At 45.3% G+C, this 22,522-nt stretch carries 24 protein-coding genes, 1 tRNA gene and 1 pseudogene; 20 read left to right on the top strand and 6 right to left on the bottom strand.

The window, feature by feature from the left end:
* Nucleotides 1-48: 48 nt before the first annotated feature.
* The 4 genes and pseudogenes from Q338_RS04150 to Q338_RS04130 form a co-directional block, all read right to left on the bottom strand.
* Nucleotides 49-1,314, bottom strand: coding sequence for a hypothetical protein (locus tag Q338_RS04150; RefSeq protein WP_156961030.1), 1,266 nt, complete (start codon nt 1,312-1,314; stop codon nt 49-51).
* Nucleotides 1,232-1,934 (bottom strand): annotated as a pseudogene (gene tadA, locus Q338_RS15115) (tRNA adenosine(34) deaminase TadA). Before tadA ends, Q338_RS04150 begins: the two are co-directional and overlap by 83 nt.
* Before the next feature lie 250 nt (nt 1,935-2,184).
* The gene (locus Q338_RS13695; protein ID WP_084693520.1) at nt 2,185-4,140 is read right to left on the bottom strand and encodes an FHA domain-containing protein; all 1,956 of its coding nucleotides are present in this window, start codon (nt 4,138-4,140) and stop codon (nt 2,185-2,187) included.
* A gap of 239 nt (nt 4,141-4,379) precedes the next feature.
* Nucleotides 4,380-6,041: an electron transfer flavoprotein-ubiquinone oxidoreductase gene (locus Q338_RS04130; protein ID WP_034292273.1), complete on the bottom strand. Its 1,662-nt coding sequence runs from the start codon at nt 6,039-6,041 to the stop codon at nt 4,380-4,382.
* Nucleotides 6,042-6,209: 168 nt separating this feature from the next.
* Between Q338_RS04130 and Q338_RS04125 the strand changes: the two genes are divergently transcribed.
* The 16 genes from Q338_RS04125 to Q338_RS04050 all read left to right on the top strand — a co-directional run bounded on the left by Q338_RS04125 (nt 6,210) and on the right by Q338_RS04050 (nt 19,283).
* On the top strand, nt 6,210-7,940 hold the full coding sequence (locus Q338_RS04125) for a vWA domain-containing protein (RefSeq protein ID WP_211249424.1): 1,731 nt from the start codon (nt 6,210-6,212) through the stop codon (nt 7,938-7,940).
* A 288-nt stretch (nt 7,941-8,228) separates the two neighbouring features.
* A complete protein-coding gene (locus tag Q338_RS04120) occupies nt 8,229-8,729 on the top strand; it encodes a hypothetical protein (protein ID WP_034292270.1) in 501 nt (166 codons plus the stop codon).
* A gap of 104 nt (nt 8,730-8,833) precedes the next feature.
* Nucleotides 8,834-9,772, top strand: coding sequence for a YheT family hydrolase (locus Q338_RS04115; RefSeq protein WP_034292302.1), 939 nt, complete (start codon nt 8,834-8,836; stop codon nt 9,770-9,772).
* Nucleotides 9,773-9,778: 6 nt separating this feature from the next.
* Nucleotides 9,779-10,270: a DUF7832 domain-containing protein gene (locus tag Q338_RS04110; protein ID WP_342345600.1), complete on the top strand. Its 492-nt coding sequence runs from the start codon at nt 9,779-9,781 to the stop codon at nt 10,268-10,270.
* Between the two features lie 11 nt (nt 10,271-10,281).
* The gene (locus tag Q338_RS04105; protein ID WP_034292297.1) at nt 10,282-11,304 is read left to right on the top strand and encodes a CgeB family protein; all 1,023 of its coding nucleotides are present in this window, start codon (nt 10,282-10,284) and stop codon (nt 11,302-11,304) included.
* Nucleotides 11,305-11,333: 29 nt separating this feature from the next.
* A complete protein-coding gene (gene rfbB / locus Q338_RS04100; RefSeq protein WP_034292267.1) occupies nt 11,334-12,398 on the top strand; it encodes a dTDP-glucose 4,6-dehydratase in 1,065 nt (354 codons plus the stop codon).
* A complete protein-coding gene (locus Q338_RS04095; protein ID WP_211249423.1) occupies nt 12,358-12,885 on the top strand; it encodes an SRPBCC family protein in 528 nt (175 codons plus the stop codon). The genes rfbB and Q338_RS04095 overlap by 41 nt, the downstream gene beginning before the upstream one ends.
* 48 nt (nt 12,886-12,933) lie before the next feature.
* The gene (gene rfbA, locus Q338_RS04090) at nt 12,934-13,809 is read left to right on the top strand and encodes a glucose-1-phosphate thymidylyltransferase RfbA (protein WP_034292261.1); all 876 of its coding nucleotides are present in this window, start codon (nt 12,934-12,936) and stop codon (nt 13,807-13,809) included.
* A gap of 23 nt (nt 13,810-13,832) precedes the next feature.
* Nucleotides 13,833-14,462: a hypothetical protein gene (locus Q338_RS04085; RefSeq protein WP_147293685.1), complete on the top strand. Its 630-nt coding sequence runs from the start codon at nt 13,833-13,835 to the stop codon at nt 14,460-14,462.
* 41 nt (nt 14,463-14,503) lie between these two features.
* On the top strand, nt 14,504-15,046 hold the full coding sequence (locus tag Q338_RS04080; RefSeq protein ID WP_034292253.1) for a hypothetical protein: 543 nt from the start codon (nt 14,504-14,506) through the stop codon (nt 15,044-15,046).
* Between the two features lie 12 nt (nt 15,047-15,058).
* Complete coding sequence (rfbD, locus tag Q338_RS04075) at nt 15,059-15,931, top strand: dTDP-4-dehydrorhamnose reductase (RefSeq protein ID WP_034292250.1); 873 nt, start codon at nt 15,059-15,061, stop codon at nt 15,929-15,931.
* A gap of 11 nt (nt 15,932-15,942) precedes the next feature.
* Nucleotides 15,943-16,380, top strand: a complete 438-nt coding sequence (locus Q338_RS04070) for a hypothetical protein (RefSeq protein ID WP_115723625.1) — start codon at nt 15,943-15,945, stop codon at nt 16,378-16,380.
* Between the two features lie 48 nt (nt 16,381-16,428).
* Complete coding sequence (gene rfbC, locus Q338_RS04065) at nt 16,429-16,971, top strand: dTDP-4-dehydrorhamnose 3,5-epimerase (RefSeq protein ID WP_034292244.1); 543 nt, start codon at nt 16,429-16,431, stop codon at nt 16,969-16,971.
* A gap of 79 nt (nt 16,972-17,050) precedes the next feature.
* On the top strand, nt 17,051-17,590 hold the full coding sequence (locus Q338_RS04060; protein WP_034292242.1) for a hypothetical protein: 540 nt from the start codon (nt 17,051-17,053) through the stop codon (nt 17,588-17,590).
* A 23-nt stretch (nt 17,591-17,613) separates the two neighbouring features.
* Entirely contained in the window at nt 17,614-18,009 is a 396-nt protein-coding gene (locus Q338_RS04055) for a hypothetical protein (RefSeq protein ID WP_147293686.1), read from the top strand.
* 140 nt (nt 18,010-18,149) lie between these two features.
* Complete coding sequence (locus Q338_RS04050) at nt 18,150-19,283, top strand: VWA domain-containing protein (protein ID WP_034292238.1); 1,134 nt, start codon at nt 18,150-18,152, stop codon at nt 19,281-19,283.
* A gap of 54 nt (nt 19,284-19,337) precedes the next feature.
* Here the strand turns inward: Q338_RS04050 and trpA are convergent, their stop codons facing one another.
* Both trpA and Q338_RS04040 read right to left on the bottom strand, forming a co-directional pair.
* Nucleotides 19,338-20,120, bottom strand: a complete 783-nt coding sequence (gene trpA, locus Q338_RS04045) for a tryptophan synthase subunit alpha (protein WP_034292236.1) — start codon at nt 20,118-20,120, stop codon at nt 19,338-19,340.
* A gap of 307 nt (nt 20,121-20,427) precedes the next feature.
* Nucleotides 20,428-20,700 (bottom strand): hypothetical protein, encoded by a 273-nt coding sequence (locus Q338_RS04040; protein ID WP_034292233.1) that lies wholly within the window; start codon nt 20,698-20,700, stop codon nt 20,428-20,430.
* Between the two features lie 251 nt (nt 20,701-20,951).
* Here Q338_RS04040 and Q338_RS15305 point away from each other — a divergent pair, with 251 nt between their 5' ends.
* The 4 genes from Q338_RS15305 (at nt 20,952) to Q338_RS04025 (ending at nt 22,522) form a co-directional block, all read left to right on the top strand.
* The gene (locus Q338_RS15305) at nt 20,952-21,077 is read left to right on the top strand and encodes a hypothetical protein (protein WP_280517515.1); all 126 of its coding nucleotides are present in this window, start codon (nt 20,952-20,954) and stop codon (nt 21,075-21,077) included.
* Complete coding sequence (locus tag Q338_RS04035; protein WP_034292231.1) at nt 21,074-21,553, top strand: FKBP-type peptidyl-prolyl cis-trans isomerase; 480 nt, start codon at nt 21,074-21,076, stop codon at nt 21,551-21,553. The genes Q338_RS15305 and Q338_RS04035 overlap by 4 nt, the downstream gene beginning before the upstream one ends.
* Nucleotides 21,554-21,730: 177 nt before the next feature.
* Nucleotides 21,731-22,294, top strand: a complete 564-nt coding sequence (pgsA, locus tag Q338_RS04030) for a CDP-diacylglycerol--glycerol-3-phosphate 3-phosphatidyltransferase (protein ID WP_034292229.1) — start codon at nt 21,731-21,733, stop codon at nt 22,292-22,294.
* 152 nt (nt 22,295-22,446) lie between these two features.
* Nucleotides 22,447-22,522, top strand: a tRNA-Gly gene (locus Q338_RS04025).

Here is a 22,522-nt window from a genome sequence, read left to right as displayed (position 1 = left end):
TTCAGGCTGCTTTTTTTGAATAATCAAAACACGGTTCGGATTTTGCCTTTAAGCGGCTTCTTTTTCTTGCACAACAATATAAGCCGCAACCACAGCAAAGCAAGCAAACATCATCTTATTGTTCCAATGATTGAATAAATAGCCCATACCAAGATAAACAAACCACAATATCACAGACACCCAACCCAATAAACGCGAATTGAACCACGATTGTGGCGATTCATTTCGTTTCATCCATAGGCATAAATCACCGAAACGTTTTTTCACTTCTGATAGTCTTTTTTCTCTTAATTGATTAAATTCACGTTTAGCCAACGCGGTCAATGGGCGCAGACAATATAAAATCAGCACAAGCGACAGTGTAATGTGCGTTACCATGCTGATTTTCTGTAACATCATTGATGAAATCAATGCAATCACACCCAAAATACGCATTGTCCATCTTTCAATAGCAATGCCTGAAACCGACAAAAAATGTCGTTTCACATACTGGCGAAATGTTTTCCATTCACGGGCATGATTTAAATTTTTCAATTTATTTTCAGGTTCTTGTTGTGATAATGGATTTTGCAGCGCGGGCACATCGGGCAAACCCAGCATTTTGTTTAAGCCTGCCTGAAAAATGATGTTGTCCAATTCCAATGTTTTTTCAGCAAATATTTTGTCAATGATTTCATTGCAGCGATTGTGATAAGTGATGACTTTTTTAAACTCGCGTTCTGAAAATTCAAAATGCAGCATTTCCAAGAAAAAAACTTCTCTTTTTTCTATCAAATCTTGTTTGTTTTCAGGCAATAAGAGCAAGCATGGCACGTCTTTGATTTCTGTTTCATTTATCCACATGGCTGAACACCATTTTGTATTGGGCAATTTGGTGGCATATTTTTGTTTCACTTGCTCGCGCCCCACGCGAGTGGATTTAAAATACATGCTGTCTTTCCAATAAAAATAAGCCAAGCCGTTGAGTGATGAAAAACGCTGTTCTTCAATCAAATCGCCTTTGGTATGGTTTTCGCCTTTTTCGTAGCGTTGAAATAGTAACTGATTATTTTCAATAGAAAAATTATGAGTTTCTTCGGTTTGAAAAATATAACCCATATAAAATTCTGGGTAATAATGAGCTAATTCTTGCGTCTTTGCCATTTCACGCATCAGGTAATTTAATTGGTCTAAAACAGGTTGGATTGTCATTTGATTTTCCTTGATTTTGTTTTTCAGGCAGCCTGAACGCTCATCGCCGCGCCTGAAAAAAGTTTTGTAATAATTGCCGCGATTCTTGCGCCAACACGCCGCCCAAAACGGCTGTGTGGGCATTCCAATTTTTCATGGCAAATAAATTCAACACGCTGCCTGCTGCCCCTGTTTTCGGCTCTGGGGCGGCGAAAATCAGGCGGCGTATCCGCGCTTGCAAAATGGCGCTGGCACACATGGTACAAGGTTCTAGGGTAACGTACAAATCGCAATCGTTCAGGCGGTAATTTTGTTGCACTTGTCCTGCTTGTGCCAAAGCCAAAATTTCGGCGTGGTGGCTTACATTGTGGTGTGAAACGCATTGATTGTGGGCTTGGGCAATGACTTTGCCTTGATGAACCACCAGCGCACCCACAGGAATTTCCCCCAATTCGGCAGCCTGAACCGCTTGTTGCAAAGCCAAACGCATAAAATGTGTCATTTCTTGTTCGGGGGGAAAGATGGCTACGGGTGGGTAATTACGCAATTTTATTTACCAAAAAGTGCGTTGCTCAGCAGAAAGTTGCTGTGCTGTGCGGTTTTCTGCCACAGCCACCAGCTGCCAAAACACAGATTGGGTTACGCCACCCATGCTCTGTTTCAGCGTGGCAAGGGTTGATTTGGCGCACGTCATAGGCATGGGCAATGCCCAAATTTGCCAATGCTTGCGCAATTTTGGGCGTAAAAGGTGGGGTGCTTAACATGGTTTTCTCAATTTGTGGTTAGTCGGTTTTGGCATTTGTGTGTGGCATGATTTTCAGGCAGCCTTTCACTACCCTACAAAACTGAAATAAGCTGCCTGAAACAGAAAAAACGCCGTCATTCCCGCGCAGGCGGGAATCTATTTTTAACTTTAAGAAACAAAAGTTTGTGTTATTTAACTTTGGATTCCCGCCTACGCGGGAATGACGATGTTTTTGATTTTGTAGGGTAATGAAAGGCAGCCTGAAAAATTCACACCTTCTCCACCCGATACTGCACCGACTGATTGGCAAAATAAACCGTCTGCCCCGTTTGCAAAGGCGTTTCTTGTACACGATTGCTCAATGAATCCACAAACGTGCCATTTTTGCTGCCCACATCAATCAGCCACAACACGCCATTTTCCACGCGCAAATGGGCGTGTTTACGCGACACATATTGGTTGGCAATCACCACATCATTATCACTGGCTTGCCCGATGGCAATGCGCCCCTGCGCTGGCACGGCAATCGGCGGCAAATCCTGTTGCATGGGTTTTAAGTGCCAAGTGTGTGTGGGAATGTGAATCGTGGGCGGCGTGTGTACCACCGTATGCGCGGCGGCAGACATTTCAGGCAGCCTGAAACGGGCAATATTCACATCGCTGGTGAATTGCAAAACATCACCAACCATTAAACGCGTGGCGGCATGAATTTTTGCACCATTCACAAATGTACCATTGCTGCTGTTTAAATCTTGCACCCACACTGCGCCATTGTCTTGCCATAATTTCAGATGTTTTCCTGAAATTTGTGGGTTGGGCAAAACCACATCGCAATCCGCCGCGCGTCCCACCGTAATCACACGGTTACTCGGCACAGCTAAAGCATTCAGGCTGCCTGAAACGCCTTGCAACACAATCGCCAAATGGTCGTAAGACGTTTTCGGCGCGGCAACAGGTGGCGTGGGCGGAACATAAGTCGGCTGAACAGGCGGCGGTGTGTACGCGGCGGCTGGATTTTGTGCAGGCGGATTGGGTGCATAATTGGGTTGTTGAACAGGTGGCGCGACTGGTGCAGGCTGTCTATTGGCAGCCTGCGGCGTACCACGCACCGTTTGACGGCGTTGGCGCAGTGTCCAAGCCAAAGCCTTCCACGCAATCACCGCCGCCACCAGCCCTAATACGCCCAAACCCAACACCGACAACCACCCACGCGGATTGTGTTCCGCCGAACGCAAAACCGCTTCCGCTTTATCTACCGCATTTTCCGCTTTGGCAAGTATATTGCCGCACCGCCCCTGAAAGGTTTGGAATGGAATACTGTGTTTACGCAGCATGGGCAATAATTCGCCTGCGTCAATCGCGGCAAATGCGCCATTCACTTCATTTAATTGATTGGTGCCCAACACTTGCCCACATTGATTGACCAATGCGCCTCCAGTTTGGCTGCCTGAAATGGGCGCGGAATGCAGCCACAAACTCGTTTCTTTTTGCTTTACGCGTTTATCTAATTTGCCTTCGCTGGCAATGGCGGCGGTGTAGTCCACGCGGTCAATCGCACCTTGTTTACCCGAAAGCGGGTCAAACGCCCCTTCCGCGCCCAAAGCAAACACCAAATCCGCCGATTTCGCAAATTGACTGTCTGCCAATTTCAAACCTTTGGTGGGTAAACTTTCCGCATAAATCACCGCCAAATCGGTTTTCACATCGCGGACAATTTGTTTGATGGGGTGCAATTTGAATGCGGACGTGTCGGCAGGTTTCGTCAAAATAAACGCTTCTGCTTTGCCACCATTGTCGCCCATATCACGCAAACCTGTTTCGTCCACAAACACCGCTTGGGTGTCGCCCACATTGTCGGCGAGTTTGGCATTGGTTACCAGATGACCTTTATCTGACACCGCGTATGCCGACCCATTTGCCACCAATAAATAATTTTTGCCATTGTGTTGAAACAACATGCCTTCGCCCGATAAAGGCTTGAGTTTGCCCGATTTTTTATTCAGCAAACTCATGCCTTTGAGCGGCACTTGTTCGGCAAACGCTTGAGTTTGCAGCGATTGAATATGGCTACCATCGGTTTGTTTCACAAAACCTGTGGGCAGGGGAATGCCCAACCAAATGCGGTAAACCGATTGGCTGGCTTGCTGTACATCAGGGAGCGGTGCGGCGGCTAATGGCATGGCGATAAGCGCGAGTGCGATTAGGGTGGAGCGTGGTGGGGTCATGATGATTTTTGTGTGATAAATAATGAAGTGTTGATTATAATAAAATTTGGGTGGGGCGAATCATAAAAGGCGGTCTGAAAGTGGTTTTCAGGCTGCCTTTGGGTGTGCGACAAAACTCATGTAGGGTACGTATTACGCACCAAAATTCCAAATTGTTTGAATGATTTGGTGCGTGGTACGCACCCTACATTTTGGGTTGGTAAAAATTGTCGTGTACAAAACGGCTGCCTGAAATTCAATCACATTTCCGCATAATTCGCGCCGCCGCCACCTTCGGGGCAAACCCATGTGATATTGCCTGTTGGGTCTTTGATGTCGCAGGTTTTGCAATGCACACAGTTGGCGGCATTGATTTGCAAACGTGGTTCGCCGTTTTCCTGCACAATTTCATACACACCAGCAGGGCAATAACGCGTTTCAGGACTGGCGTATTCTGTGAAATTCACATCAATCGCCAAACGCGGATTGTGTAATTGCAAATGCACAGGCTGGTTTTCTTCATGCGACACATTCGCCAAAAACACGCTGCTCAAACGGTCAAATGTGATTTTGCCATCGGGTTTCGGATATTCAATGGGGCGGCATTCGGCGGCTTTTTTCAGGCTGCCTGAATCCGTGCAGTGATGTTTGAATGTCCAAAAACCGCGCCCTTTCAACACATATTGTTCCAAAGCCGTGTATGCCATCGCAGGCAGCAAACCCCATTTAAACGCAGGGCGCACATTACGCACTTCGTGCAATTCCTGATACAACCAACTGTTTTCAAAACGCATTTGGTAACTAGAAGCGGTGGAATTTTGCTCGGGTAGCTCGCCATCGTGTTGCGCCAAAACCGCAAACACCGCTTCCGCCGCCAACATCGCCGATTTCATCGCCGTATGGCTGCCCTTAATGCGCGGCACATTCAGAAAACCCGCACAATCGCCAATCAACACACCGCCCGCAAACGATAATTTCGGCAAACTCTGCAGCCCCCCTTCCACCAGAGCCCGCGCCCCATAAGCAATCCGCCGTCCATTTTCCAACATCGGGCGAATCGCTGGGTGCAATTTAAAGCGTTGAAATTCTTCAAATGGCGACAAATACGGATTTTGATAATCCAGTCCCACCACAAAACCCAATGCCACCTGATTATTGTCCAAATGGTAAACAAATGCGCCGCCGTAAGTATTCATATCCAAAGGATAACCAATGGCATGAATCGCCAAACCTGCTTGCGCGTGTTCGGCAGGAATTTCCCAAATTTCCTTAATCCCCAAACCATAAGTTTGTGGCTGGCTGTCGCGGTCAAGCGCGAATTGTTGGATAATTTGTTTGCTTAATGAGCCGCGCGCGCCTTCGGCAAATAGGGTTTGTTGCGCGTGCAATTCCATGCCTGCTTGAAAATGGGCGGTGGGCTGTCCGTCTTTGCCCACGCCCATATTGCCAGTTGCCACGCCTTTTACGCTGCCATCGGCGTGATACAAAATTTCCGCTGCCGCAAAACCTGCGTAAATCTCCACGCCCAAACCCTCCGCCTGTTCCGCCAACCAACGGCACAACACACCCAAACTGATAATATAATTCCCTTCATTTTGGAAACTCGGTGGCGTGAGTGGCATTTTCCATTTCTTTTCCGTTGTCAAAAACCACACTTCATCGGATGTAACAGAACGCGTGAGTGGCGCACCCAATTCTCGCCAATTTGGGATTAACTCGTTTAAAGCAATCGGGTCAAACACCGCGCCCGCCAAAATATGTGCGCCCACTTCGCTGCCTTTTTCCAACACGCACACGCTGATTTCACGGTTATGCGCCGCCGCCAATTGTTTCAGCCGAATCGCCGCCGACAAACCCGCCACACCAGCCCCGACAATCACCACATCGTATTGCATGCTGTCGCGTTCAATTATTGAATCCATTGTTTGATATTCCTGTGTTTATTTTATGAAATTTTTTCGTGGGCGAATTTTAACATTATTTGCTTTCAGGCTGCCTGAAATGTAAATTTGCTTGAATAAATGGGTGTCATTCTGCATGATGTGTTTTTTGGTTTTGTTTACTGTTTAACCCCCACAAAGGAAATCATCATGTTACACCGTAAATTAATCGCCACATTGATTGCCACTTTATTTGTGGCAGCCTGCGGCTCCGCACAACAAAACGTGTCCAGCAGCAATCAAGCAGCAGAAGCCGCCGCCACTGTAGAATACACTACTGAATACCGCATGGAATCGCGTATGGAAGCACCACTTGCGCCTACACCTGCTATTGCGGAATTTAAACGTGCACGCCCTGCGCCTGCCACCAAGCAAGCTGTGATGTTTGGCTCGCGTGATAGCTATATTGGCGCACACTCCCCAACTGGTCATTTTGGCTCTGTACAAGCTGAAAACACAGAAAAATACGGCAAAATTGACCCCAATCCCGTTAAATCAGTCGCCGAAGAAGCGGTTTCCACTTTTAGTATTGACGTGGACACGGGCAGCTATGCCAATTTGCGCCGTTTTTTAAATTCAGGCAGCCTGCCACCACAGAATGCGGTGCGCATTGAAGAATTGATTAATTATTTTGACTACAACTATGCGCTGCCACGCGATAATCACCCTTTTGCCGTGCATACCGAAGTGGTGGATTCGCCGTTTAAAACGGACGCTAAATTGCTCAAAATTGGCATTCAAGCCAAAGATTTGCAGGTAAAAGAATTGCCCGCCGCCAATTTAGTCTTTTTGGTGGACGTGTCGGGCAGCATGCACGAGCCGAATAAATTGCCATTGGTACAAAAAACCTTGCGGATTTTGACCGAACAATTGCGCCCACAAGACAAAGTTACCCTGATTACCTATGCTGGCGATGAACGCGTGGTATTAGAACCCACTTCAGGCAGCCAAAAAGACGTGATTTTAAAAGCCATTGATAATTTACAAGCGGGTGGCAGCACGGCTGGCGAACAAGGCATACGCCGGGCCTACGCCGAAGCGCAAAAAGCGTTTATCAAAGGCGGTATTAACCGCATTTTGCTGGCGACCGATGGCGATTTTAATGTGGGCATTACCGATTTTGATACGCTGAAAAATCTGATTGAGGAAAAACGCAAAACAGGCATTTCCCTGACCACTTTGGGCTACGGCACAGGCAATTACAATGAGCATTTGATGGAGCAAGCCGCCGACGCGGGCGATGGCAATTACAGCTATATTGACAATGAGCAGGAAGCGAAAAAAGTGCTGCACCGCCAATTGTCCTCCACGCTGGCTACGGTGGCGCAAGACGTGAAAATTCAAGTGGAATTCAATCCAGCTACCGTGCAAGAATACCGTTTGATTGGTTACGAAAATCGCGCTTTGAAACAAGAAGATTTCAATAATGACAAAGTGGACGCTGGCGACATCGGCGCAGGACACAATGTTACCGCCATTTACGAATTTATCCCGACAGGCAAACAAGGTTGGCTGGACAATTCGCGTTACCAAACCGCCAACAAAACTTCAGGCAGCCTGAAAGAATACGCTTTTGTGAAATTGCGTTACAAAAATCCGAATCAAAAACAAAGTATTTTGTTAGAGCAGCCGATTGCGGTGGGCAGCAAATCGCTGAATCAGGCAAATGCAGATACGCGTTGGGCGGTGGCGGTGGCGGCTTATGGGCAGCGTTTGCAGGGCGATAAATACAATGGCAATTTGTCGTGGGACGGTATCGCCCAGTTAGCCCAAAGCGCAGCCAAACCCGATGAATTTGGCGAACGCGCCGAGTTTTTGCAATTATTAAACAAAGCGCGTGAATTAAGCAGCGATGGCAAAAAAGTGATGGAAAGCCGTTGATTTGGTTTGATTTGATGATTTTCAGGCTGCCTGAATATTGAGCCATGTAGGGTGCGCTGTGCGTACCAAATTCGCTACAATATTTAAATTATTCAGCTATTTGGTGCGCACGGCGCACCCTACTGTGATTTTTGTTGTATAGTCGTAGAAATGAAAATGCAGTACAAGGCGACAACGCCCGCCGTGTACGAATAGTACATAAGGGCGTTGTCGCCTTGTACTGCATTTTCAGTTCTGCGACTATATGCCCAAAGGCAGCCTGAAAACTAAATGCTCACATAAAAAATCATGAAAAAACTCATTCCCTTATTATTTATACTCGCCGCGTGCAGCACTGCACCCAAACCCAATCCCCAACCCCTTTCCGATTCACACCACTATCTGATTGAACAAGCCGAGCGCGAAACATCGGGGCGCACCCGCGCCGTACTCGCTCAAGCGCGGCAAATGACTTTGGTGCATGGCGAAATCATCAAAGGCGGCTGTTGGGATTATCTGGACACGGCATGGACACGCGCTGGTGTGCCGCGAAATGCGCGTAAAATTGTGTTTGCCGATAAAATCGGTGGCAACTATGCACCCAGCGACCAGCTTCGCGCGGGCGACTGGATTTATCATGTGAACCACAGCTATCACGGCGTGGAGCATAGTGGTATGTTTATTGGCTGGGTGGACAAATCGCGCCATTTGGGGCTGACTTTGAGTTATGCTGGCGAAAAACGCAAAGAGCCTGCTCGGTATAAAGTGTATGATTTGTCTAGTGTTTATCAGATTATGCGGGCGGAATAATGAGTTTGCCCATTTTCGGGCATATTTTCGGTAAAATAATGCTTTGCCCATTTTTCAGGCAGCCTGAAAAAAATAATCAACCAAATAAATCAAATAAAATCAATATGTTTAAACCCACTCCCCTGATTCCCCCACGCTGGCTACACAATGGACACGCGCAAACCCTTTACGCCAAATCCCTACAAGCCCCACCACCCCACTACCGCCGCGAACTGTTGCCCGACAGCTATGGCGTGGATTTGCTTGCTTATGATTTTGTGGATTCGGCAAACGCGAATGCGCCCGTAGTCGTTTTGTTTCACGGTTTGGAAGGCAGCAGCCGCAGCCATTATGCCGTAGAATTGATGAAAACCGTGCAAGAACGCGGTTGGCACGGCGTGGTGGCGCATTTTCGCACCTGCGGCGGCGTGGCAGCAACACGCGCTTACCATAGCGGCGATACGCGTGAAATTGCCCATATTTTAGGCAGCCTGAAAACGCGTTACCCCACGCAAAAATTGTACGCCATCGGCTTTTCATTGGGCGGCAACGCATTAGCCAAATATTTGGGCGAACAAGGCGATAAAGCTCTGCCCAATGCGGCGGCGGTCGTGTCTGCGCCTGTGAATTTGCACGCGGCGGCGGCGGCTTTGGACGTGGGTTTATCGCGTTTATTTTACACGCCTTATTTTTTGCACACGCTCAACAAAAAAGTGGACAAAATCCCCAATGTGTTTATCAGCAAATTAAGCCAATTTGATGATTTGCACACCGCGCCGCTCAACGGTTTTGCAGGCTGCCACGATTATTATGAGCGCAGCCAATCTTTGCCGTTTTTGCCACACATTACCCGCCCCACTTTATTGTTAAACGCGAAAAACGACCCCTTTCTCCCCAGCCAATTTTTGCCCAATGCCCAGCAAGTGTCGGCGAGCGTAACCCTGTTGCAGCCTGAACATGGTGGACATTGCGGTTTTGTCAGTGGGGCAGGGCGGGGACATTTGCGTTGGTTGCCTGAAACCGTATTGTCGTTTTTTGCGGCACACGGCATGGAAAATGCTTGATTTTGATTGAATGCGCTGACGGGTAGCGATAAAATTTCACAAAATTTAACGGAACATCAAACCATGCATTACGACCACATTTCTTTTCATTTAGACAATTACCCAGCCGAATTCGCCCCGCAACAAGCCGCCCATCACATCGGCTATTACTACGCGTGGGCGGTGTCCCAAAATCTGCACAGCAAAGCGGCGGAAAGTTTGCCCACCTTTGATTTACTGAAAAACGGTTATATTTCAGGCACCACTTTTGTATTGAGCGAATTGGGCGGCGGCATTGACGAAACCTGTTTCAATGAAATCGGCAACCGCTTCACCCAATATTATTACGAAGACGAAGAAGAAGGCTACGGACATTTTATTAACGATTATTTTATGGCTTTGGATTTAGACAGCGAAAGCGGATTTTACCGCACCGAAGACACGCCAGAAAACCAAGCCAAATTGAGCGCAGTGTTTCAGGCTGCCTTTGATAAATGGGCAGCAAGTTTACGCGTGTGAATCAAATCAAAATGGAACATTCTTCTGAAATCAGCGTATTACTCGCCATGCCCGAAGACAGCCAAATGCACCAAGTGATTGCGGAACATTTGCGTTTGGCTGGTTTTCGCGTTTACCTAATCAGCACGAATAATCAAGCCTTTCGCTACCCATCATGGTGGGCATGGGTTTGGGTGAAACTCAAAAAAATTCTGGCGCGTGATGAATTCGCCAAACGTCAACTTATCAGCAAAGTCTTATTAAAACAACATGATAATTTGCCCGATGTGGATTACACCTTGTTTATTCGGGGCGATGTGTTTCATGCCGATTTTATTCGCGCTATCAAACGCAAAACCCGTTATGCGGTGGTGAATTATCAATGGGACGGCATGAATCGTTTTCCCTACATTTGGCAAACTTTGCCGCTTTTTGACCGATGTTACGCCTTTAATCCCGAAGATGTGCGCGAACACGCCAATTTATTGCCTGCCACCAATTTCTATTTTGCCCACCCAAACAGGCAGCCTGAAAACGTGTTGCCCGAATATGATTTTTACTTTCTCGGCGCACATCGTCCCGACCGCATGGAGATTATCAATCAATTCAGCAAATTAGCGCACGAAGCCAATTGGCAGCTACAATTTTTGGTCAGCAGCGATGATGAGCATGTCCGCGCTTTGTATCCGCAGGATAATATTCAAATTATTCATCAAAATATTGATTTTAAAAAGAATTTAGATTATGTGCAACGCAGCCGTGTGTTGGTGGATTTTGTGGTGAACGCGCATAGCGGTTTGTCTTTGCGTACCTTTGACGCATTGGGTTATCGCAAAAAATTGATTACCACCAATGCGACTGTCGCCGAATATGATTTCTATCACCCTGATAATATTTATATTTTTGATGGCAATAATTTTGTGGGCATTGCCGATTTTTTGGCGCGACCGTATCATGAAATTGACCCGAAGATTCGTGAAAAATACAGTTTTTACAATTGGATACGCTATGTGTTCAATATTGAGCCTTATCAAGCCATTACTTTACCTAAATAATTTTTTCCCCGAATTTTGAGTACAGCCCTATGAAAATCTTAATCACAGGTGGCGCAGGCTTTATCGGCTCTGCGCTCATCCGCCACATCATTGACAACACAAACGATTCTGTGATTAATGTGGATAAACTGACCTACGCTGGCAATTTGGACAATCTTGCCAGCGTTTCAGGCAGCGCGCGCTATGCTTTTGAACAAGTGGACATTTGCAATCGCGCTGAATTAGACCGCATTTTTCAACAATATCAACCAACTGCCGTCATGCACCTTGCCGCCGAAAGCCATGTGGACAGAAGCATAGACAGCGCAGGCGAATTCATTCAAACCAACATCATTGGCACATTCACATTGCTGGAAGCGGCACGCGCTTATTTTTTCAGGCTGCCTGAAAATGAAAAAGCCACATTCCGTTTCCACCACATTTCCACCGATGAAGTGTTTGGCGATTTGCACGGTACAGACGATTTGTTCACGGAAACAACACCTTATGCACCGTCCAGTCCCTACTCCGCCAGCAAAGCGTCCAGCGACCATTTGGTACGCGCATGGCACCGAACCTACGGTTTGCCGACCATCATCACCAATTGTTCCAACAATTACGGCTATTATCATTTTCCCGAAAAACTGATTCCGCTCATGATTTTAAATGCGCTGAACGGCAAGCCCTTGCCCGTTTATGGCGATGGCTTGCAAATCCGCGATTGGCTGTTTGTGGAAGACCACGCCCGCGCTTTGTACACGGTCATCACGCGCGGCAAAATTGGAGAAACCTACAATATTGGCGGTTTCAACGAACAAACCAATATTTCAGTCGTCAAAAAAATTTGCGAATTATTAGAAGAACTTGCCTCTGAAAAACCGCAAGGCGTGGCGCATTATGCCGACTTGATTACCCACGTTACCGACCGCGCAGGACACGATGTGCGTTACGCGATTGACGCGCAAAAAATCCAACGCGAATTGGGCTGGACACCGCAAGAAACCTTTGAAACGGGCTTACGCAAAACCGTGCAATGGTATTTGGACAACCGCGCATGGTGCGAACGCGTGTTGAGTGGCGATTATCGTTTGGAACGCTTGGGGTTGGGAAAATAAGATTTCAGGCAGCCTGAAAGGAAAAATCATGCCACAAATCAATCATCAACAAACCATACACGCGCCCATTGATTTGGTTTACGAGATTTCGCAAGATTATTCTGTGCGTTACGATTGGGACGCATTTCCTGATTACATTCGCAATTTGGACGGTGCTGACGGTATGCCGTTTGTGGGGCGTGAAGTGGAAATCCGTTCCAAACTGGGCATGACCATGCGTGTGCGTTTTGTGCAAGTGAAACCGCCTGAATGCGCTGCGGTCAAAATGTTTCAAGCCCCTTTTTTTATTGAACAATTTGCGGGCAGTTGGGTGTTTCAAAAAGCAAATGAAACAGAAACGGTGGCACGGTTTTGTTATTCGCTTTCTGCACCCAAATGGTGTGCGTTTTGGCTTAATCCATTGATGATAAAATATTTTTCATTTGTGGCGGAACGCCGATTATTGGGCTTGAAAAAATATTGTGAACAACGGTTTCAGGCTGCCTGAAAAGCAAAATTCCCATCAAAACAATTTGATAAAACAAGGAGAAAACCCATGAAAGGCATTGTTTTGGCAGGCGGAAGTGGCACACGCCTTTATCCGATTACACGCGGTGTTTCCAAACAGCTTTTGCCTGTTTACGATAAACCCATGATTTATTATCCCCTTTCTGTGCTGATGTTGGCGGGGATACGCGATATTTTGGTCATTACCACGCCCGAAGACCATGCCGCTTTTGTGCGCTTATTGGGCGATGGCGCGGATTTTGGCGTAAACATTCAATACGCCATACAACCCAGTCCTGACGGTTTGGCGCAAGCATTTTTGATTGGCGAAGATTTTATTGGCGATGACAATGTGTGTTTGGTTTTGGGCGATAATATTTTTTATGGTCAATCATTTACGCAAACTTTACAGGCAGCCGCCAGCCGCAAACATGGCGCAACCGTGTTCGCTTATCAAGTGAAAGACCCTGAACGTTTTGGCGTGGTGGAATTTGACAATGAAAACAAAGTTTTATCCATTGAAGAAAAACCCACGCAACCCAAATCCGATTGGGCGGTAACGGGTTTGTATTTTTACGACAATCGCGTGGTGGAATTTGCCAAGCAAGTTAAGCCGTCTGCGCGTGGCGAATTGGAAATTACCGCGTTAAATCAAATGTATTTGGACAATGGCAGCCTGAACGTGCAATTATTGGGGCGCGGTTTTGCGTGGCTGGACACGGGTACGCACGACAGTTTGCATGAAGCCTCGTCTTTTGTGAAAACCATTGAACACGTTCAGAATTTGCAAGTGGCGTGTTTGGAAGAAATTGCGTGGCGCAAGGGTTGGCTCACGTCTGAACAAATCCGCCAAATCGCTAAACCCATGGCGAAAAACGAATATGGGCAGTATTTGTTGCGTTTGGTTGGCAAAAAATCAGCTTAAAAACATATTTTTCAGAGAAAATCATGTATTATCATATCTTATCTTTAATGATTTTAACGATTGGATTGACGGCTTGCACCAGCATAACATCTCAAGCACCCCACTCCACACAAATTACAAATGATTTTACGTTGCCCCCTGATTTGGAAGAGTTCATTCAGCAAGATCAAACTGAACCCAAATTTGATGACAAAGCCCACTTATTACACGGTAAATGGCATTGCGATGTGCCGATTAGGGAAGATTTGCGTTACCATTTTGACGTGAATTATCAAAAAGATGGCACATTAACCCGCAAAGGTGTGATTGTCCGAAATTTAACCCATGACTTGAAATACGAATTTGAACACACACATCAAGCAAAATGGCAAATCCGAAAACGTTTTTATCAAGAAAAAACAATGGGCGAACATCAAGTAACACTGTTGCCAGAAAGCAATCCACACAAACAAATGGCTTTGGCAAAATTGGAAAAACAAGAGCCTGATACTTTGAGCATTAAAAACGAAATGGCGCAAGATTTAAAGCAATATTGGGGCATTTTTGATGCTGTCCCGTTTACCATCAAAGCCTTAGATGAAAAACAATTCCGTTTGGCAATCGGCGGCATGCACGGTATGGTTTTGCCCATTCCTTGTCAAAAAATGCCATAATTTGATTTTCAGGCTGCCTGAAAACATAAATAAGGGGTCAAATGATGGTATTTCAAAAAATGATTTTTTGGGGTGTGCTATCAAGCATATTAATTGCTTGTAGTAGCACACCAATTCCCACAAATCATGATGATAAAAAATTATTGGTAGGACAATGGCGTTGTGAAGCCCAAGATACATTTTCAGAAAATCGCTATTTTTCTCGTGAAACGATATTGGAAAATGGTGTTTGGCACAGTGATGCGCTGATTTTTGTTATAAAAAATGATGTCAATTTATATCGTTATCAAAGTACGGATAGCATAGGAACATGGCGATTAAAGGATAAGCAAATTATCCTTACTCAAACAAAACCGCCTAAAATCAAAATGTTGGTAACATCACGAGAGAAAAATTTATTAGATAAAGCAGAGCCACAAGAATTGAAAGCGTTTCGTCTTGGTTTAGAACAAGCATGGGCGGAACATACTGCCGATGGATTGGTTTTGAAAATCAATAAGTTAAATCAAAATAAATTGGAAACAAGCCTGAAAGTGGGTAATGAAATCATTCATAACAATGTTTGCCAAAAAATTCAAATTTAAAGGATTGAAAAAATGAAATACTTAATCACAGGCGCAAACGGACAAGTCGGCAGCCAACTTGTCGCCCAATTACAAGGCAAAGCCAAAATCTTGGCGACCACCAGCCAAACCCTTGACATCACAAATAAACATGCCGTTTGGCAAACCGTGCGCGATTTCCGCCCCAACATCATCATCAACGCGGCGGCGTACACGGCGGTGGACAAAGCGGAAAGCGAAAGCGATTTGGCGTTTGCCATCAATGAGTTGGGCGCGAAACATTTGGCGCAAGCCGCCAACGAAATCAGGGCAGCCATTTTGCACATTTCCACCGACTATGTCTTTGACGGCAAAGGCGAAACCCCTTACCGCGAAACCGACCCAGTCGCCCCACAAAATGTTTACGGCAAAAGCAAATTGGCTGGCGAAATCGCGGTTCAGGCAGCCTGCCCACGCCACATCATTTTGCGCACCGCATGGGTGTTCAACGAACACGGCAACAATTTTGTCAAAACCATGTTGCGTTTGGGCGCGAGCCGCGACAGCTTGGGCGTGGTTGCCGACCAATTTGGCGCACCCACTTACGCAGGCGATATTGCGGCTGCCTTAATCCACATTGCCGAAAAAATCATTTCAAAACAATCCAATCAATTTGGCGTGTACCATTTTTCAGGCAGCCCTTATGTATCGTGGCACGATTTTGCCAGCGAGATTTTCGCGCAAGCCCACGCGCAAAATGTGTTGGCGCAAATCCCTGTTTTAAATGCGATTACAACTGCGGATTACCCCACGCCAGCGTCTCGCCCAGCCAATTCGCGTTTGGATTGTGGCAAAATTCAGGCGAATTTTGGGATTGAGACGAGCGATTGGCGTAAGGCTTTGTTGGATTTGAAAGATTATGTGTAATGGGGTGCTAAATGGCGACTTTATCTATTATGGATGGCGCGTTATTTGTTGTGATAATTTTGGCGGCAATTTTTGCGCGTTGGTATTTTCATCATCGAGAAAATAATCAAAAAGTTGTTTTATTGTATAAAATTTTGATTATTTTAAGTTATATTCCTGCAACAATATGGTTTATTGTACTGACAATTAACCCATTTACTGCCAGTTCCGCTGATAAATTCTTAATGTGGATGTTAGGTATACTACTTGTGGCACAAATGTTAGCCTATACATTCGTTACGCAACTTTGCCTATTTTTTGCCATTCCCAACCGAGAAATTTTATTGAAGAAAAATCAAGAAATAAATCAATCGCTTGTTAATTGGCGAAAATATTTATTGATTGGTTTATTTGTTTTTCCGCTTGTTTTGGGCATTACTTATTTATTATTTTTTTTCACGATGGAATAATTTCAGGCAGCCTGAAAAATATTTTTTTGAAAATAAGGTTTAAAAAACATGAATATTATTGAAACATCTATCCCCGATGTCAAATTATTGGAACCCAAAGTCTTTGGCGATGAACGCGGCTTTTTTATGGAAACTTTCCGCGATAATTGGTTTCGTGAACACATTGCCGACCGCACTTTTGTGCAAGAAAACCATTCCAAATCCAGCAAAAACGTCTTGCGCGGCTTGCATTATCAAATGGAACACACGCAAGGCAAATTGGTGCGCGTGGTGGCTGGCAGCGTGTTTGATGTGGCGGTGGATTTGCGCCGCTCATCGCCCACTTTTGGCAAATGGTTTGGCGCGATTTTGTCCGCCGAAAACAAATGCCAACTGTGGGTGCCAGAGGGTTTCGCGCACGGCTTCTACACGCTGGCAGACAATACGGAATTTATGTACAAATGCACCGATTATTACCACCCACAATCCGAGCATTCGCTGTTGTGGAACGACCCAACGGTGGGCATAGACTGGGGTTTGATGGGCGAGCCGAGTTTGTCCGCCAAAGATGTGGCGGGGAATACATTGCAAGACACGCCCACTTTCCCATAATCACAGGCTGCCTGAAAACGATTTCAGGCAGCCATTTTTGCGCTAAAATAGCTTATTTTGATGATTCAGGCAGCCTGAAATGTTTAAGAGAAATTCCTATCGCAAGCTGACGGCGGGCGAAATCGCGTTGGCACAATCGGTTTACCAAAACAGTTTGGATTACGACAAAATCCGCATTCATCACGGCAGATTGATTCCGTTTTTTCAGCACGCGAAAACGGCGATGTCGCCCTTTGGCACCATGCACTTTCCCGAACAAACTTATGTGGACGATTTCAGCAGCGCGGACGTGTCCAAGCAGCATTTTTTTATTCACGAAATGGCGCACGTGTGGCAATATCAATTGGGTTTAAGGCTTTGGTTAGATGGGATTATTTTGACGGCAAAGGGCGGCTATAAAGCCAACCAATGTTATGCTTATGAAAAATGGTCGGCAAATTGCGAGCAATTTAATCAATTTAATATGGAGCAACAGGCGGATTTAATCGCCGATTGGTTTATTTTTAAACATACGCAAAATAATCAGAAAATTCAAAATATTATGCGTGAATTTATTGAAAATCCGAATAATGTGGATTTATTGCCCAAACACGCGGAATTTCGCTTTCAGGCTGCCTGAAAAATGTAGGGTATATCGTTATTATGTTAGCTAGCTTGTACATTCCCATATCTCACGAAGAGGAAAGTATTGCATTTATTATTTCTACTCTATCTAAAATGGGCAATATTAACCATCATTATCTTGATATTGATGAAAATTATTTGATTTTTATTGATGGTTATAAAGAATGCATTGTTTCCATTAATCATATTTTAGAATATAAAATTGAGCCTATGCAATTTCCTTTTATGGTTGATTTAAAAGACAATAATGGGGAAGATTTGACTATTTTAATTGCATATTTATTTTGTCATTATTTTGGTTATATTGTTTATAATGATTGTGGTGTACTAGGTAAGCAAGAAAATTATACTTCTTTGGAATTATTGGATTTAATTCAATCATCAAATTATTATGACTTAATACAACAAATGTAGCTGCCGTAGCAAGCAAGCGTAGGGTGGGCAACTCGTTGCCCACGCAGTTCAATTGTATACACTAACATGATGTTTTAATGAGAAATATTTTATTTCAGGCTGCCTGAAAAATACAAAATAATGAAATAAAAGGAAAAAACATGAATACCCCACACCAAACCCGTTGGCGATTAATTCTGGGCGAACCCGCCTCCGAAACTTGTGGCACAAACCTGTCCCCCGAACAAATCCGCATGGATAACGCCCTGTCCGCACTCTACGACCCCAGCGAAAATCGGCGTGGCGGTTTGGGCGCATCTGCCCCGAAAGTCAGCGCGTGGCTGGGCGACATTCGCGAATTTTTCCCACAATCTGTGGTGCAAGTCATGCAAAAAGATGCGGTTAATCGCTTGAATTTGCATTCATTATTAACCGAAAAAGAAATGCTCGCCAACATCACACCCGATGTGCATTTGGTGGCAACTTTGATGAGTTTAAGCCGTGTCATTCCCGAAAAAAATAAGGAATTGGCACGTCAAGTTGTGCGCCAAGTCGTTGAAGAATTGCTGAAAAAATGGTCATCGCCCACCCAACAAGCCATTCAAGGCGCACTCAATCGCGCCACGCGCACACGCAATCCGCGTTTCAAAGAAATTGACTGGCACAGCACCATACGCAAAAATCTGAAAAACTATCAGCCTGATTATCAAACGATTATTCCCGAAACACGCATTGGTTACGGCAAAAAGCGCAAGGCTGTGCGCGACATGATTTTGTGCCTAGACCAAAGTGGTTCTATGGGGACTTCTGTGATTTATTCGGGGATTTTTGGCTCGGTGCTGGCGAGTTTGCCGTCTTTGAATACGCGCATGGTGGTGTTTGACACGGCGGTGGTGGATTTGACGGACGATATGGACGACCCTGTGGATTTACTGTTTGGCGTGCAACTGGGCGGCGGCACGGACATCAATCGTGCCCTGAATTATTGCCAAACGCAAATCACGCGCCCAAATGACACGACTTTGGTTTTGGTAACCGATTTGTATGAAGGCGGCGATGAACGCGCCATGCGTAAACGTATGATGGATTTGGTAAATTCGGGCGTACAACTGATTGTTTTACTGGCATTAAATGACGATGGTGCGCCGTTTTACGACCAACGCAATGCGGAATTTTTGGCGACTTTGGGCGTGCCAGCGTTTGCGTGTACGCCTGATAAATTCCCCGATTTGATGGCGGCGGCGTTGAATAAGCAGGATTTGAGTTTGTGGGCGTCGGAGAATGTGAAGAAATAGATTTCAGGCTGCCTGAAATATTTTGCAGGCTGCCTGTATGATTTATTTAGTAAATTAAATCGCGTTTTTCAATTCATGGATTAACGCGCCGACTGCCGCCGTTTCATTGCCCGTATTATTTTCAATTTCGCGCACAATGCGGCTGCCGACAATCACCGCGTCCGCCACCGCGCCAATTTGCGCCGCACTCGCCGCATCGCTAATGCCAAAACCCACGCCAATCGGAATGCTAATGTATTGACGCAACATTGCAATTTTTTCCGCCACCGCCGCCGTGTCCAATTGCGCCGAACCCGTTACCCCTTTGAGCGAAACATAGTACACAAAACCGCTCGCCCGTTCCGCAATCGCCTGAACGCGGCTTTCGGTGGTGGTGGGCGCAATCAAGAAAATACAATCTACGCCGTGCGATTTTAAGGCTGCCTGAAGCGTGTCTATCGTTTCAATTGGGCTGTCCACCGTCAAAACACCGTCCACGCCAGCTTCTGCCGCCGCTTGCGCGAATGTTTCATAACCCATTTTGTGAATTGGATTCAGATAACCCATTAACACAACAGGTGTTTTTTGATTGGTTTCGCGGAAACGGCGCACCACGTCCAACACATCACGCAGCGACACATTTTGCGCCAATGCCCGTTCTACCGCACGTTGAATCACCGCGCCATCTGCCATCGGGTCGGAAAAGGGGACACCTAATTCCAAAATATCCGCGCCATTGTCTGCCATACTGTGCATAAGCGCGAGCGTGGTTTCCAAATTAGGGTCGCCAACAGTAATGTAAGGAATCAAGGCTTTGCGTTCACCAAGTGCGGCAAAGGTGTGAGTAATACGGCTCATGGGTTTGCTCCTAATAAATTGGGTAAAATGAAATCAAGATTATACGCAAAAAAACGCGCATATCCCGAAAAGATATGCGCCAAAGTTTATTTACAAAGGAGAAATAGAGGAGAAACTATTAATCAGTCATTTTTGACCAATCAATGTTTCAATTCTAGTAGTTTTTATTCTAATGAGCAAGTTATTCTAAATTAATTTACATAATTTAACCCATTCAGGCAGCCTGAAAAATATAAAACCGCTTTACTCCATATTCAGAGTAAAACGGTTTTTTGTTTTAGCAAAAACGCGATTGAGTTTTTGTTAATTATTGTGCAGCAGAAGTGGCAGAAGCAGCAGTTGCAGCTACGTCAGAAGCCACAGCAGCAGCAGTAGAAGCAGCTTCTTGAGCGGCAGAAGCTGCAGAAGCGGCAGTTGCCGCTACTTCAGAAGCTACAGCAGCTACATCAGAAGCCGCAGCACTTACAGCAGAAGCCGCTACTTCAGTTGCAGCAGGTTTTGCTGCTGGAGGAGCTTCTTGTTGACCACAAGCAGCAACCAACAATGACAAGAAAGCAGCAGAAATCAAAGATTTTTTCATTTTTTATACCTTGTAAAAACTAAACGGTGTTGAGTAAATTTAGTCATGCAATGCCCTAAATAGGGGCAATACAAATAACCATCGGAGAAACCGCGCATTCTGCCTGAAATTAAGCGTTTATGCAATTGTTTACACATTTTTTATACGTTTTTTTACACAGGTTTTTAGGGTGATGGGGGCTTGACGTTTAATTTTTTTATATAAAAATTTGATTTTTATAAGTATTTAAGTATTCATATTAGATGAAACTTATGTTTTATACTTTTTTCTTGCTGATGATTGTTGCATTTTATCAACAGAAATTGCCACAATTTTTCAGGCTGCCTGTGTTATACTTGCCATCTTTACATAAGCCCATTCAAGGACACCGCAAATGAGCATTCAAAAAAATTCAGTCGTTACCCTACACTACCAAATGTTTGACAGCAACAATCAATTGATTGACGAAACTGCCGAACCCATCGCCTACTTACATGGCGGCTACGATGGCATTTTCCCATTGGTGGAAGAAGCTTTGCACGAGAAAAACGTGGGCGACGTGGTGGAAGTCGTTATGCAGCCCGATGACGCATTCGGCGAACAAGAACCTGAATTGGTACGCATGGAAGACGCAAATGTATTCCCTGTAGAAGTGGAAGTTGGCATGATGTTTGAAGCGGACGACCCTGAAACTGGCGAAATCATCGTTTACCGCGTAACCGATGTGGCTGATGGCAAAGTAGTCGTGGACGGCAACCACCCATTAGCAGGCATGGTGATTCGCTTCAAAGCCACAGTGGACAGTATTCGCCCCGCAACCGAAGAAGAAATCGCACATGGACACGTTCACGGTGCGCACGGTCATCATCACTAATTGATTGAATTCAAAAATTATCTAATCTACAGGCTGCCTGAAAACAACACGTTCAGGCAGCCTGTTTTATAAAAAACTGAAAAAAAACGCCAATCTCATTATAATTTCACAAAAATTTACAACAGCAAACCCCCACACAAACCCCTTTCAGGCAGCCTGAAAATCAGGAGCAAACTCATGACTTGGAACATACCCATTTTACTCACATGGCTACGCATTGCGCTTATTCCCATATTTGCGCTTGTCCTGTATTTGCCTGAAAGTATGTTAAATTTGCAATTAATCAACTGGTTAGCGGCTGTGATTTTTGCCATTGCGGGTGCGACCGATTGGCTGGATGGCTATTTAGCCCGCAAATGGCAACAAACTTCTGATTTTGGTGCATTTTTAGACCCCATTGCGGATAAACTGATGGTGGCGGTTGCCTTGATTTTATTGGTGGAATTGGAGCGCACGTCTGCGCTGTATGCCATTGTGATTATCAGCCGCGAGATTACCATTTCCGCCCTGCGTGAATGGATGGCGCAAATGGGCAAACGCGGTAGTGTTGCCGTTGCCAGCATAGGCAAATTCAAAACGGCGGCGCAGATGGTGGCGATTATTATGTTATTGATTAATGATGATGATTTTATTGGATTAAATTTACAATTTTGGGGTAATGCCCTGATGTTGATTGCATCTATTTTGACGATTTGGTCTATGTTTTACTATTTAAAAATGGCGTGGAAAGAGTTTCAATAAATTTTCAGGCAGCCTGAACACAAAATCCGACACAAATAAACAATATTTTTTCAACAAAATCAAGGTTGCCATAAAATTAATGATTGACACAGCTTGACAAAAAATGTGCAGGATTTATAATGCCGACTTCTTTGTTGTTAAGACAAGAGAACGCGGGAATAGCTCAGTTGGTAGAGCGCAACCTTGCCAAGGTTGAGGTCGCGAGTTCGAGACTCGTTTCCCGCTCCA

This window comes from Alysiella crassa DSM 2578 (assembly GCF_000745955.1).
Taxonomy (GTDB): domain Bacteria; phylum Pseudomonadota; class Gammaproteobacteria; order Burkholderiales; family Neisseriaceae; genus Simonsiella; species Simonsiella crassa.
The sequence above is the reverse complement of the archived record's forward strand: the minus strand, read 5'-3'. Positions and strand labels throughout refer to the sequence as shown.

Bases quoted from the DNA above. Each gene is read 5' to 3' on its own strand.
- Q338_RS04150 (WP_156961030.1), bottom strand. From the start codon at position 1,314: ATGCCCACACAGCCGTTTTGGGCGGCGTGTTGGCGCAAGAATCGCGGC.
- Q338_RS13695 (WP_084693520.1), bottom strand. From the start codon at position 4,140: ATGACCCCACCACGCTCCACCCTAATCGCACTCGCGCTTATCGCCATG.
- Q338_RS04130 (WP_034292273.1), bottom strand. From the start codon at position 6,041: ATGGATTCAATAATTGAACGCGACAGCATGCAATACGATGTGGTGATT.
- Q338_RS04125 (WP_211249424.1), top strand. From the start codon at position 6,210: ATGTTACACCGTAAATTAATCGCCACATTGATTGCCACTTTATTTGTG.
- Q338_RS04120 (WP_034292270.1), top strand. From the start codon at position 8,229: ATGAAAAAACTCATTCCCTTATTATTTATACTCGCCGCGTGCAGCACT.
- Q338_RS04115 (WP_034292302.1), top strand. From the start codon at position 8,834: ATGTTTAAACCCACTCCCCTGATTCCCCCACGCTGGCTACACAATGGA.
- Q338_RS04105 (WP_034292297.1), top strand. From the start codon at position 10,282: ATGGAACATTCTTCTGAAATCAGCGTATTACTCGCCATGCCCGAAGAC.
- rfbB (WP_034292267.1), top strand. From the start codon at position 11,334: ATGAAAATCTTAATCACAGGTGGCGCAGGCTTTATCGGCTCTGCGCTC.
- rfbA (WP_034292261.1), top strand. From the start codon at position 12,934: ATGAAAGGCATTGTTTTGGCAGGCGGAAGTGGCACACGCCTTTATCCG.
- Q338_RS04085 (WP_147293685.1), top strand. From the start codon at position 13,833: ATGTATTATCATATCTTATCTTTAATGATTTTAACGATTGGATTGACG.
- Q338_RS04080 (WP_034292253.1), top strand. From the start codon at position 14,504: ATGATGGTATTTCAAAAAATGATTTTTTGGGGTGTGCTATCAAGCATA.
- rfbD (WP_034292250.1), top strand. From the start codon at position 15,059: ATGAAATACTTAATCACAGGCGCAAACGGACAAGTCGGCAGCCAACTT.
- Q338_RS04070 (WP_115723625.1), top strand. From the start codon at position 15,943: ATGGCGACTTTATCTATTATGGATGGCGCGTTATTTGTTGTGATAATT.
- rfbC (WP_034292244.1), top strand. From the start codon at position 16,429: ATGAATATTATTGAAACATCTATCCCCGATGTCAAATTATTGGAACCC.
- Q338_RS04060 (WP_034292242.1), top strand. From the start codon at position 17,051: ATGTTTAAGAGAAATTCCTATCGCAAGCTGACGGCGGGCGAAATCGCG.
- Q338_RS04055 (WP_147293686.1), top strand. From the start codon at position 17,614: ATGTTAGCTAGCTTGTACATTCCCATATCTCACGAAGAGGAAAGTATT.
- Q338_RS04050 (WP_034292238.1), top strand. From the start codon at position 18,150: ATGAATACCCCACACCAAACCCGTTGGCGATTAATTCTGGGCGAACCC.
- trpA (WP_034292236.1), bottom strand. From the start codon at position 20,120: ATGAGCCGTATTACTCACACCTTTGCCGCACTTGGTGAACGCAAAGCC.
- Q338_RS04040 (WP_034292233.1), bottom strand. From the start codon at position 20,700: ATGAAAAAATCTTTGATTTCTGCTGCTTTCTTGTCATTGTTGGTTGCT.
- Q338_RS15305 (WP_280517515.1), top strand. From the start codon at position 20,952: ATGTTTTATACTTTTTTCTTGCTGATGATTGTTGCATTTTATCAACAG.
- Q338_RS04035 (WP_034292231.1), top strand. From the start codon at position 21,074: ATGAGCATTCAAAAAAATTCAGTCGTTACCCTACACTACCAAATGTTT.
- pgsA (WP_034292229.1), top strand. From the start codon at position 21,731: ATGACTTGGAACATACCCATTTTACTCACATGGCTACGCATTGCGCTT.